General features: G+C 56.3%; 12 protein-coding genes. 3 read left to right on the forward strand and 9 right to left on the reverse strand.

What is annotated here, in order from left to right; translation table 11 throughout:
• Positions 1–63: 63 nt before the first annotated feature.
• Positions 64–882, forward strand: a complete 819-nt coding sequence (locus ACOTX5_RS18595) for a helix-turn-helix domain-containing protein (RefSeq protein WP_045911839.1) — start codon at positions 64–66, stop codon at positions 880–882.
• Here the strand turns inward: ACOTX5_RS18595 and araD are convergent, their stop codons facing one another.
• The 8 genes from araD to yiaK form a co-directional block, all read right to left on the reverse strand.
• Positions 883–1,578, reverse strand: a complete 696-nt coding sequence (gene araD / locus ACOTX5_RS18600; RefSeq protein ID WP_023295602.1) for an L-ribulose-5-phosphate 4-epimerase — start codon at positions 1,576–1,578, stop codon at positions 883–885. It abuts the gene before it with no gap.
• The gene (locus ACOTX5_RS18605) at positions 1,572–2,432 is read right to left on the reverse strand and encodes an L-ribulose-5-phosphate 3-epimerase (RefSeq protein ID WP_017693794.1); all 861 of its coding nucleotides are present in this window, start codon (positions 2,430–2,432) and stop codon (positions 1,572–1,574) included. The genes araD and ACOTX5_RS18605 overlap by 7 nt, the downstream gene beginning before the upstream one ends.
• Positions 2,433–2,434: 2 nt before the next feature.
• Positions 2,435–3,088, reverse strand: coding sequence for a 3-keto-L-gulonate-6-phosphate decarboxylase UlaD (ulaD, locus tag ACOTX5_RS18610; RefSeq protein WP_015572757.1), 654 nt, complete (start codon positions 3,086–3,088; stop codon positions 2,435–2,437).
• On the reverse strand, positions 3,085–4,590 hold the full coding sequence (locus tag ACOTX5_RS18615) for an FGGY-family carbohydrate kinase (protein WP_015572756.1): 1,506 nt from the start codon (positions 4,588–4,590) through the stop codon (positions 3,085–3,087). Before ACOTX5_RS18615 ends, ulaD begins: the two co-directional genes overlap by 4 nt.
• Before the next feature lie 76 nt (positions 4,591–4,666).
• A complete protein-coding gene (locus ACOTX5_RS18620; protein ID WP_045911838.1) occupies positions 4,667–5,986 on the reverse strand; it encodes an MFS transporter in 1,320 nt (439 codons plus the stop codon).
• A gap of 45 nt (positions 5,987–6,031) precedes the next feature.
• Positions 6,032–6,958, reverse strand: a complete 927-nt coding sequence (locus ACOTX5_RS18625; RefSeq protein ID WP_015572754.1) for a DUF4862 family protein — start codon at positions 6,956–6,958, stop codon at positions 6,032–6,034.
• A 26-nt stretch (positions 6,959–6,984) separates the two neighbouring features.
• Positions 6,985–7,452: a YhcH/YjgK/YiaL family protein gene (locus ACOTX5_RS18630; protein WP_015572753.1), complete on the reverse strand. Its 468-nt coding sequence runs from the start codon at positions 7,450–7,452 to the stop codon at positions 6,985–6,987.
• Positions 7,453–7,462: 10 nt separating this feature from the next.
• Entirely contained in the window at positions 7,463–8,461 is a 999-nt protein-coding gene (gene yiaK / locus ACOTX5_RS18635) for a 3-dehydro-L-gulonate 2-dehydrogenase (protein ID WP_015572752.1), read from the reverse strand.
• 224 nt (positions 8,462–8,685) lie between these two features.
• Here yiaK and yiaJ point away from each other — a divergent pair, with 224 nt between their 5' ends.
• Both yiaJ and ACOTX5_RS18645 read left to right on the forward strand, forming a co-directional pair.
• Positions 8,686–9,504 (forward strand): IclR family transcriptional regulator YiaJ, encoded by an 819-nt coding sequence (gene yiaJ, locus ACOTX5_RS18640; RefSeq protein ID WP_015572751.1) that lies wholly within the window; start codon positions 8,686–8,688, stop codon positions 9,502–9,504.
• Between the two features lie 3 nt (positions 9,505–9,507).
• On the forward strand, positions 9,508–9,963 hold the full coding sequence (locus ACOTX5_RS18645; RefSeq protein WP_023295598.1) for a 4Fe-4S dicluster domain-containing protein: 456 nt from the start codon (positions 9,508–9,510) through the stop codon (positions 9,961–9,963).
• A 7-nt stretch (positions 9,964–9,970) separates the two neighbouring features.
• Here the strand turns inward: ACOTX5_RS18645 and avtA are convergent, their stop codons facing one another.
• Positions 9,971–11,224 carry a valine--pyruvate transaminase gene (gene avtA / locus ACOTX5_RS18650; RefSeq protein WP_015572749.1) on the reverse strand — a complete coding sequence of 418 codons (1,254 nt, stop codon included), beginning with the start codon at positions 11,222–11,224 and terminating at the stop codon, positions 9,971–9,973.
• Positions 11,225–11,241 lie beyond the last annotated feature (17 nt).

Consider the following 11,241-nt stretch of genomic DNA (forward strand, 5'->3'; position numbering starts at 1 on the left):
TTTATTAATAATCAAGGGATAAAGAAAATATTAGCCACCAAAAAAGCGGAAAAATGAATATCCATGCTTGAATTATCCATAGCACTTCCGATTAGAGTTCAAAATGGCGGGTTATTTATCTCCCGGGGCGTGGGCCGTCATCCCGCACGAAAATTATCTTCGTGGGAGATAATTTTTGTCGAAAAAGGGACATTAACGATCCAGGAGGAAAATACGCTGTTTGAGGTAAACGCTGGCGAGAGTTTATTACTTTGGCCGAAGCGGCGGCATGTCGGCGTGGAAGATTTTCCGGGCGATCTCAAATTTTACTGGCTGCATTTTGAGGTGGATGAACGCTTGCCGGTGTTGCCAGGCGCGACGCCGCTGTCGATTGAGCAACACTGTAGCGTGCGGGATCCGCAATATGTTATTGCGTTATTCCGTCAGTTTTTAAGCGAGCAGGAAAAATTACAGCGTAGCCAGGCGCTGGAGATAATTTTGCTGTTAATTTTGCAGCAGATATCGCTCTCGCCGGGATATGAAGATAAAGCGGATGATGCGGGCGCGGCAATGGCATGGAAGGCCAAGCAGCTTATCCGCACGCACTTTCATTTGCCCCTGTCCACTTCGCAGCTGGCGAAAGAACTGTACTGCAACGCAGATTACCTGGGGCGAGTATTTCGTCGGACGTTTCATTTAACCCTGACGGAGGCAATTCACCGCCAGCGCGTCAGGGCCGCTGAAAAACTGCTGCTGAACGATGCGGCCTCATTAACTGAAGTGGCCGCCCGGTGCGGTTTTAATGACGTGGGTTATTTCCGGCAAATATTCTCAAAACATACCGGGTTAACGCCCGCCGTCTGGAAACGGCGGTACTGTAAAGAGCACATTAATTCCGGATGATCACTGGCCGTAATAGGCATTTGCGCCATGCTTGCGCAGGTAATGCTTATCCAGCAATTCCTGCTGCATAACCGGAAGCTGAGGTGCAAGCTGGCGCGAGAAAAGCCCCATATAGGCGCATTCTTCCAGCACCACGGCATTGTGTACCGCATCGGCAGCGTCTTTGCCCCAGGCAAACGGGCCGTGAGAATGAACCAGCACCGCCGGGACCTGCATCGGGCTTATGTCGCGCTCCTCGAAGGTTTTGATAATGACTTCCCCCGTCTGGTATTCATATTCACCCGCGATTTCAGCCGTGGTCATCAGCCGCGTGCAGGGGATCGCACCGTAAAAATAGTCCGCGTGCGTCGTTCCCCACGCGGGTAAATCTTGCCCCGCCTGCGACCAGATGGTGGCGTGGCGGGAATGGGTATGCACAATGCCGCCAATTTCCGGGTAACGACGATACAGCGCGAGATGGGTCGGGGTGTCGGAGGAGGGCTTTTTACTCCCCTCGACCACTTTACCCGTGGCGATATTTACCACCACCATATCTTCTGCGGTCATCACGTCGTACTCCACGCCGGATGGTTTGATCACCATCATGCCGCTGGCACGGTCAACCGCGCTGACGTTGCCCCAGGTGAACGTCACCAGCTGGTGGGCGGGCAGGGCGAGATTTGCCGCCAGCACCTCGGCTTTGAGTTGTTCTAACATGTCATGCCTCCTTCCTGCATTCGGGCTTCAATCCAGCGGCGCGCCTGGATGATCTCCAGCACCGGCTCTTTGGCTTTCTCGGTCCACATTTCAATCAGAAATGCGCCGCGATAATTAAGTTGATTCAGCGTGTTAAACACGCCAACGAAATCGACGCAGCCCTCGCCAAACGGCACGTCGCGGAACTGTCCGGGGCTTTGTTCGGTAACGGGCCGGGTATCTTTCAGGTGGATAGCGGCGATGCGGTCAATGCCCAGCGTCAGCTCGGCGGTGACGTCGTTGCCCCACGCGCTCAGGTTGCCGACGTCCGGGTAAACGCTGAACCACGGCGAGGCGAGCATGTCGTCCCACTTTTTCCACTTGCTGATGGAGTTCATAAACGCAGTGTCCATGATCTCTACCGCCAGCATTACCTGCGCGGCGGCAGCCTGCTCTACGGCCCACGCCAGCCCTTCGGCAAAGCGCTGTTGCGTGCCCTCATCGTGCTCCTCGTAGTACACGTCATAACCCGCAAGCTGGATGGTGCGAATACCCAAATCACGGGCCAGCCGGATGGCTTTGGTCATGATCTCGCGGGCGCGTTCGCGCACGATTTCATCGCGGCTGCCAAACGGGAAGCGACGATGGGCAGACAAGCACATCGACGGGATGGCCACGCCGGTCTCCAGCATCGCTTCCACAAGAGAGGCGCGCTGCGTGGTACTCCATTCAAGGCGCGATAAACGCTCGTCGGTCTCATCCACCGACATCTCCACAAAATCGAAGCCGCAGCTTTTTGCCAGAACCAGGCGCTCCGGCCAGGAGAGATCTTTTGGCAGCGCTTTTTCGTAAATGCCTAACGGATGCTGACGCATGGTTACTCTCCCCAGATGTCGCGGATTTGCGAATGGAATGCTTGTGCCACCTGCGGCGGATTATCGGCGCCTGCCAGCGCGCGCCCGGCAATGAAGGCTTTGACGTTGATCTGCTTAAACAGCGACAGGTCAGCGGGGGTGATACCGCCAGTTATAGAAAGCTGCAAACCGATATCGGACAGCGCCTTCATTTTGCTGAGATCCGCCTCACCCCACTGCTGGCCGCTGGCCTGTGCGTCGCGCCCGCGGTGGTAAATCGCCTGCTTCACCCCGATGCGATGCCACGCGCGCGCGTCGTCCAGCGTCCAGTTGCCAAACAGCTCCATCTGGATCTCGCCGCCGCCGCGCAGTGCGACCTCGTGGCCACGTTCAACGGTGGCCAGCGGGGCGGCACAGATGATGGTCATCCAGTTTGCGCCTGCGCCAAACGCCTGATCAGCCAGCGTTTCTCCGGCATCGGCGACTTTCCAGTCCGCCACGATAATTTTATCCGGGCACTGCGCACGCAGGGCGCGAACGGCGTTTAGCCCTTCGGTCAGGCATAGAATGGTGCCGGCTTCGACGATGTCGACGTGATCGGAAAGCGTCGCGACATCGCGCTGCGCGGCCTGAAGCGAGGTGTGGTCGAGCGCCAGCTGCAATAATGGTCGGCTCATAGGTCGTACTCCTTAACACGGGCGTGATAGCCCTGTAATGCTGAAATCAGTAGCTGGTAACGGTGATATTTGCGCTGGTAGGCGGCATGGGCACGCATGTCAGGTTCAATCATCCGGATGTCATGCCTGAGGGCGCGCTGAGCGGCGTAAAAATCGGGATAGAGGCCTGTACCGACGAGCGCGGCCAGCGCCGCACCGGAACAGCCGGTCTCTTCCACCTGCGGGAGTTCAATCGCCAGGCCGCTGACGTCCGCGAGCATCTGCATCCACACGTCCGAATGGGTTGGGCCGCCCGTCACGCGCAGGGCCTGCACGTGGGGAAAGCGTTCGAGCATACGGTTGAGGTGGGTCATGTGGCTGAATACCACCCCTTCATAAACCGCCTGGAGGAGGTGCGCGCGGGTATGCAGCGCCTGCAAGCCATAGAAGCCGCTGGTCATCTCCAGCCCGGCGTTGCTGCCGTAGAGGAAAGGCAGGAAGAACACATCGCTTTCAGCTTTTGGCAGGCTGGCCACGGCGTGGTTAATCTCATCGAATGACATATCGCCCCATTGGGCCGTCAGCCATTCCAGGTTGCCGGACGACGTGGGGCTGGCTTCATGAACGATGAACTGCTGCGGATGGACGTAGCGGCCATAGACGTAGGGGAAAGGCTCGTTGTCGCGGATGCCGTGGGCAATCCCACTGGTTACGGCCCAGGTCCCCATTACGGCATTCAGCGTATGTTCGTCATGCAGCCCGGCGCAGATCGCGGTGGAAACCACATCAAACAGTCCACCAACGACGGGAGTACCCGCCGTGAGACCGGTCAGTGCGGCTGCCTGAGCGGTGATTTCCCCGCAAATTTCTGCTGAACCGATAATAGGCGGCAGGGCACCGTCAATGTCGCTGATGCCGAGCCAGCGCGTGAGCTGCGGATCGTACTGCCCGGTATTCATGTTGTAGAGATTGGATTCCGAGATGTTGCTCTCTTCGCAGCCTTTGACCCCGGTCAGACACCAGCGCAGGTAATCGTGCGCCATCATCACGCTGCCAATTTGCTGATACCGCTGCGGCTCGTTCTCTTTAACCCAGCGCAGGAGTGAGGCCGGATGCCCCGTCCACAGCGTCTGGCGAGTATGCGGATAGAGCTTTTCGGGTATACCGTCCTGCTGCCAGCGTTGCACGATCTCCAGCGCACGGCGATCGGAGGAGAGAATGGCGTTACCCAAGGGGCGATCCTGTTTATCGAGCAGAAACAGCCCCTTGCCCTGGGCTGAAATGCCAACGCCTTTGATCTGACCGCCGTCAGCGCCTGAATTTTTGAGCAGCAGGGCGACAGTTTTGTGGCAGTGCTGCCAGAGCTGGTGCATATCCCGCTCGGCGTAGCCGGCGCGGGGGCTGAGCGTGGCCACTGAGCGGCGTTCAATACAGACTTCTTTGCCCTGGCTGTTGTATAAACCGGCTTTCAGATAAGTACCGCCACAATCGATACCCAGCCAGAAGGGCTCTTTTTCACTCATCTTCTTCTCGCTTAATTGCCGGGTGGCGCTTCGCTTACCCGGCCTACGGTTTGGTTTAGTGGGTCAGGTGAGGGCCTCAGGCCGCACGTTTATGTGGAGTCACCGTGGGGTTGGGCTCTGCTCCGGCATCGCATTTCGCCGGTAACAGCAGGGCCAGCAGCGATGCCAGCGCCAGCGAAACTGCCAGGCAGTAAACGCCTGCGTCTTTGCTGTACAGGGTGATCAGTACGCCTACCGCATAAGGACCGCAGAACCCGCCGAGGTTGCCCAGGGCATTAATCACGCCGCGAGCGCCACCCGCCATCTCAGCGCTGAACAGACGCGCCGGTATGGTCCAGAACACCCCCGCTGCGGATTGCAGGAAGAAGCCACAGCCCACCAGCGCGGCATAGGCCAGCCAGGTGTGCTCTTTCAGCGCCACGGAGAGGAACATGCAGAGCGCAAAGCCAATCAATGGCAGGGAGACAAACAGCTTGCGCTTGCCGGTGCGGTCAGAGAGCGTAGAGAACAGGAACATGCCGGCAATGGCGCCGATGTAAGGCAGAATGGCGAGCATTCCCACCTGGCCGATGCTGGTGTGCGTCAGCTCCTTCAGAATGGTGGGCAGCCAGAGGGTGTAACCGTAAATGCCAGTCTGGTAGAAGAAGTTGAGGGCGATCAGCTGCCACATGGTTTTGTCAGACAGCACCGCGCTGAGCGAGGCGTTTTTCACCTCTTTACCCGCAATGGCCTGCTGCTCTGCCGCCAGGGTTTGTACCAGGTAGTTTTTCTCGGCCTCAGAGATCCAGCGTGCTTCCTGCGGCCGGTCGTAGACGGTGAACGCCCACAGCACCAGCACAACAACGGACATCAGACCTTCAATAATGAACAGCCAGCGCCAGTCGAGAGCGGTAATAATCCAGCCCGACAGCGGGGCGGTGATGATCCCGGCGATGGGCACGAACATGATCACAATCGCGTTGGCGCGGCCGCGCTCGGCATCCGGGAACCAGTTACTGATCATCGTGAGCACAACGGGCAGCATCCCACCTTCCGCCACGCCGAGTAAGAAGCGCAGCACCAGCAGCTGATACTGGTTGGTCACAAGCCCGGTCAGAACCGAGATCACCGCCCAGGCAACCAGCGACCAGCCGATAAACTTCTTACCGCTGCCGTGCACGGCAATTTTGCCGCCGGGAACTTGCAGGAACAAATAGCCGATAAAAAAGATCCCTCCCGCCAGGCCCGCCATCGTGGCGGAAATGCCCAGCTCTTCATCCATACCGCCGGGCATCGCAAAAGCTATATTTACGCGGTCCATATAGGAAATAATGCAGGCGATAAGAATAGGGGGAATGATCCTTAGCCAGCGCTGGCGCGGAATGTCCGCGTATAGAGCATTAGAAGAAATATTCATAGTTAATATCTCAGTGAAGGTAACCGGAAAATGTATTCTTTATTTTTATTGTGACGCTTTATTCATAGCGCTAATGCCGTCGCGCAAAATAGCGATGCGATGGCTGACGTCAGCATTAGCATTTATTTCCAGTAATTTAATACCGGAGAATTTCAATGTTGCGGCGCTCGCCGCAGTAAACAGCGTTTTTACATGTTCAGTGGACATGAGACTGTCGGCGCAGAACGAAGAAAACGGCGCGTGCAGATCCTGCCATTCTCCATACTCACCGTGAGGGGTCGTGCCCGAAAACATCAGCGCCCCCAGCTTCCCGGCAGCGAGTGCCGCCTGAACATGTTCCAGCGGAAGGGCGGTGTTGCGACCTTCGATGGCCGAACGTGCCCAGTTGATACAGACGCTGATATCGGTCTCTTTCACTACCTCCAGCACCTGCTCTAAGGGCAAGAACCCTTTACGCGGCGCCGGGCCATTCATCGCATCACAGTGTTCCAGCACCAGATCGCAGCCCCAGTCCCAGCTCGCGATTTCCCTTACCGAGCGGGAGAATGCTTCTGTCGCTTGCTCGACAGAATCATTACCCGCCTGCGGTGCGGCCTGCATTTCCAGAGCGATCACTTTCCCGGGAAAGCGGGTGTTAACGGCATCAATCTTTTGATGCAGATGGCGGTAATATTCAATGCACGCTTTACGCTGTTCTTCGTCCGCGGACGCCAGGCCAAACGCGCCGTTGCTGCCGCGGCGGCGCATGGTTTCCATAACGGCTGTGACAACGATCTGCCAGTCGCCCGGCGTATGACGAAACAGCCATTCATCACCAAACGGATGGAGATTTTCAAGGCAAGGTTGTTCCAGCCCGCGAATATTTGGCGTGTCGGAAAGTTCCCGCCAGAAGGCGTATTCTTCCTGCTCCCCTTTCTGGTGAAATGAGGGTGCACAGGGGTACGCACCAATAATAAAACCGGTGTTGGTCATTTCGCATTCCTGTATTTATCAGAAAATTAATCTAATTCGCTGATGGCCACTTTCACCACAATTTTACGAATTGCGGATCCCTTGTTTTTAATACAGGCAGGACGGTGAACATCCTGCGGGAAAAATATGGCGTAACTGCCAGGTATCATTTCGATAAATGACTCATGTTCGCTGTCGTGATAAAAAATAATATCCCGTTGCTCCAGCAATGATTCGCTGATTTTGTTATTCCCGGTATCAATAGCAATACCGATTTTTTCTTCGCCCCAGGCCAGAAACTGGATATCCAGATAGCGGCGATGGACTTCAGGGCGGTTCTCGTGTTGTTCCTTTGTGGTGAGGTCGAGAACCTGGGCAAAAATGTTGCGGCCTTCAATTTCGATCACGCCCGGCGCCAGGGTGGTGAAATCCGTGGTACGCAGAAAATTAAGCGCCTTTTCTATCGCCAGCGGCAGGCGACATGGATTTGGCTGTGCAATATGTCCGAATATCATGACCCACTCCTTACAGAGACTGGATTTTCGCCCACACGCTGTCGTCAACCGTGATGCCGTTGCGGCGATTCTCCTCCAGCAGGCGTGTGAACTCATGACCTGGCAGACGGACGGCGACATTTTCATCAGCGCGTTCTGCGGTGGTGATGAAGTCCATGATGCGCTGTAGTTTGGCATCGCGGGTTGGACCGTCGATCAGGCGATCCACTTCGATGGCGATAAAGATCTGCGATACGCCGTATTCGTCGCTGTTGTCCTGGGTCACTTCCGCGACGGACGCGCCGTCAGAGAGCAGGGTGGCGATCATGTCGAGCACAATCGACAAGCCGGAACCTTTCCAGTAGCCCATGGGCAGAATGCGACGGTTTTTCTCAATCACGCCCGGCTCTCTGGTCAGGTTGCCTTCATCGTCAAAGCCGCCGTCGACCGGTAATTCGCGTCCGGCCAGGCGATTCACCTCCAGCATGCCGTAGGAGAACATCGACATCGACATATCGACCATGGTGATTGGATTCGACGGGATAGCGACGATCAGCGGGTTTGTGCCGATGCAGCATTCTTTTGATCCCCACGCGGGCATCACGGCAATAGAGTTGGTCCAGCAGATGCCGATATAGCCTTTCTCCGCCGCCTGCCAGCCGTAGCTGCCGCCGCGCATCCAGTGGTTAGCGTTACGCAGCGCCACCAGGCCGATCCCGTGATCGGACGCCAGCTCGGTAGCACGGTCCATCATCTTCTTCGCCGTCAGGTTGCCGATGGAACGCTGGGCATCCCACTGTTCGATGGCGCCTAATGTCGTTACGCGTTTCGGCTGGGCGTCAGGGATGATGTCGCCTGCGTCAAGCTGCTGAATAAATCGCGGGAAGCGGTTGACGCCGTGTGAATAAACGCCGGACTCCGTGGTGCGGGCGAACATCTCGGCGCAGGCGTCTGCGGTATCCGCTTTTACACCGCGATCGAGCAGAACCCGATTGAACGCCGCTTTCAACTCTTCGAAGGTCACTTTCATCCCTGTTCTCCTGTTTTTTTAGGGGCAAGTGCGAGTGCTTTTTTATCGCCAAATTTCACTATACGAAATCTGATTTCAAATATAACGATCAAATTTTGTCAGATCAACGACATTCACGTTTTTCAAAATCGATTAAAATCAAATGGTTGTGTTTTTTCTGTTGAGATCGTGAACTAAACCACACTTTGCGCTACCATCAGGGCGCGATAAACAGGAGCCATTTGATGAGCATAAAAGAGAGCGAAATGACGCAAGAAAAAGAGAGGCCAGCAGGTAGCCAGAGCTTGTTTCGCGGCCTGATGCTGATTGAAATCCTCAGTAACTATCCGAACGGGTGTCCGCTTGCGCATTTATCAGAACTGGCGGGGCTGAATAAAAGCACCGTGCACCGGTTATTGCAGGGGTTGCAGTCGTGCGGGTACGTGACGCCGGCGCCGGCGGCAGGGAGCTATCGTCTGACCACCAAATTTATCGCCGTCGGGCAAAAGGCGCTTTCATCGCTCAATATTATTCACGTGGCGGCGCCGCACCTCGAGGCGCTGAACATTGCCACCGGCGAAACGGTCAACTTCTCCAGCCGTGAAGATGACCACGCGATCCTGATTTATAAGCTTGAGCCGACAACCGGTATGCTGCGCACGCGCGCATATATCGGCCAGCATATGCCGCTCTATTGTTCTGCGATGGGCAAAATCTATATGGCGTTTGGTCATCAGGATTACGTGGCGAGCTACTGGGAAAGCCACCAGGAACAGATCCAACCTTTGACCCGCAACACCATCACCGAACTGAGCGCGATGTATGATGAGCTGGCGGAAATTCGCGATCACAGTATGGCGATGGATAAAGAAGAGAACGAGCTGGGTGTGTCATGTATCGCCGTGCCGGTCTTTGATATTCACGGGCGCGTGCCCTATGCCATCTCCATTTCGCTGTCGACGTCGCGCATGAAGCAGGTGGGTGAGAAAAACTTGCTAAAACCGCTGCGTGACACGGCGGAAGCTATCTCGAAAGAACTGGGGTTTAACGTGCGCGAGGCGTAACTGATGAACCGATTTATTCTGACGGATCCAGAAAAATGTATCGGGTGCCGCACCTGTGAGGTGGCGTGCATGATGTCGCATCAAAGCAGCGCCACGCCAGAAGCGCTTACGTCACGGATCCGCGTGGTTAAGGGGGGTACCTTCACCACGGCCGTGGGCTGCCACCAGTGTGAAGATGCGCCCTGCGCGAATGTCTGCCCGACGGGGGCCATTCACCGTGCTGCGGGAGCCTGGCTCGTTGAGCAGGCTCGCTGTATCGGCTGCAAAAGCTGTATGGTGGCGTGCCCGTTCGGGGCAATGCAGGTTCGGGTCGTGGAAGATCGCGTTCAGGCGCTGAAATGTGATTTGTGCGCGCATCGCGAGGGCGGCCCCGCCTGCGTCGAAGCCTGTCCCACCCACGCGCTGCGCTGCATAGACCCCGCCAGATTACGCGCGGAACGGCTGCGTAATCTGGCCTGAGGTTTTATTAACCGGCCTCGCGCCAGGCGTTCTCAATCTCTTCGGCGAGAATTTTCACACCCGCTTCGATTTTTTCCGGGTCCGGGACGTAGTTCATGCGCATGCACTGGTGCGTGTGCGGCCACGGCTTATCCAGCCCCGGGAAGAAGTAATCCCCTGGCACCATCAGTACGCCACGTTTTTTCAGACGCTGATAAAGCAGCTCTGTCGTAATGGGCAGATCCTTAAACCACAGCCACAGGAAAATTGCCCCTTCCGGTTTATGGATCAGGCAGCGTTCTTCCGGTAAGTAGCGGCGAAGGATGGCGATGGTTTCCTGAACGCGCTGAGAGTAAAACGGCTTAATCACCTCATTCGACAGGCGCAGCAGGTCGTTACGCCTGATCATCTCGCACATCATCGCCGGGCCGATGCCGCCAGGGGAAAGGCTAATAATGCCGTTCATGTTGGTAATGGCGGTGATGATTTTCTCGTTAGCAATGATAATGCCGCAGCGGCTGCCCGGCAGGCCCAGCTTGGAGAGGCTCATGCAGAGGATGATATTCGGGTTCCATAGCGGACGCGCTTCGCTGAAGATGATCCCCGGGAACGGTACGCCATAGGCGTTATCGATCACCAGCGGGATGCCGTGCTGATTCGCCAGCGCATCCAGCTTCATCAGCTCGTCGTCGGTGATCACGTTGCCCGTCGGGTTGGTGGGACGTGATACGCAGATCATGCCCGTCTCTTCACCGATATGCAGATGTTCAAAATCGACGTGATATTTGAACTGGCCCTCTGGCAGCAACTCGATATTCGGACGTGCGGAAACAAACAGGTCTTCTTCGAGGCCGGCATCGGCATAGCCGATATACTCCGGTGCCAGCGGGAACAGCACTTTTTTCGTGGTGCCGTCGGCGCGGCGTCCGGCGAACAGATTGAATAAGTAGAAAAACGCGCTCTGACTGCCGTTTGTCAGTGCAATATTCTGTGGTTCGATATCCCAACCCAGCGCTTCCCGCAGCATTGCCGCCAGAAGCGTCAGTAGTTCTGTTTTACCCTGAGGGCCGTCGTAATTACATAGCGCATCGGTTGCTTTACCGTTTTCCAGCATCTCTGCCAGCAGCGTCTGGAAGTAGGTGTTCATCTCCGGAATTTGAGCCGGGTTTCCGCCGCCAAGCATGATAGCGCCTGGGGTGCGCAGCCCGTCGTTGAGGTCCTCCATCAGGCGGGTAATGCCTGAATGGCGGGTAAATTTGTCGCCGAATAGTGAAAACGTCATAGCAGGTGATCTGTCGG

The organism is Enterobacter cloacae complex sp. IR5441 (genome assembly GCF_049238215.1).
GTDB classification, from domain to species: Bacteria; Pseudomonadota; Gammaproteobacteria; order Enterobacterales; family Enterobacteriaceae; genus Enterobacter; species Enterobacter hormaechei_C.

Coding starts and splice junctions, on each gene's coding strand:
- ACOTX5_RS18595 (WP_045911839.1), top strand. CDS start 64: ATGCTTGAATTATCCATAGCACTTCCGATTAGAGTTCAAAATGGCGGG.
- araD (WP_023295602.1), bottom strand. CDS start 1,578: ATGTTAGAACAACTCAAAGCCGAGGTGCTGGCGGCAAATCTCGCCCTG.
- ACOTX5_RS18605 (WP_017693794.1), bottom strand. CDS start 2,432: ATGCGTCAGCATCCGTTAGGCATTTACGAAAAAGCGCTGCCAAAAGAT.
- ulaD (WP_015572757.1), bottom strand. CDS start 3,088: ATGAGCCGACCATTATTGCAGCTGGCGCTCGACCACACCTCGCTTCAG.
- ACOTX5_RS18615 (WP_015572756.1), bottom strand. CDS start 4,590: ATGAGTGAAAAAGAGCCCTTCTGGCTGGGTATCGATTGTGGCGGTACT.
- ACOTX5_RS18620 (WP_045911838.1), bottom strand. CDS start 5,986: ATGAATATTTCTTCTAATGCTCTATACGCGGACATTCCGCGCCAGCGC.
- ACOTX5_RS18625 (WP_015572754.1), bottom strand. CDS start 6,958: ATGACCAACACCGGTTTTATTATTGGTGCGTACCCCTGTGCACCCTCA.
- ACOTX5_RS18630 (WP_015572753.1), bottom strand. CDS start 7,452: ATGATATTCGGACATATTGCACAGCCAAATCCATGTCGCCTGCCGCTG.
- yiaK (WP_015572752.1), bottom strand. CDS start 8,461: ATGAAAGTGACCTTCGAAGAGTTGAAAGCGGCGTTCAATCGGGTTCTG.
- yiaJ (WP_015572751.1), top strand. CDS start 8,686: ATGAGCATAAAAGAGAGCGAAATGACGCAAGAAAAAGAGAGGCCAGCA.
- ACOTX5_RS18645 (WP_023295598.1), top strand. CDS start 9,508: ATGAACCGATTTATTCTGACGGATCCAGAAAAATGTATCGGGTGCCGC.
- avtA (WP_015572749.1), bottom strand. CDS start 11,224: ATGACGTTTTCACTATTCGGCGACAAATTTACCCGCCATTCAGGCATT.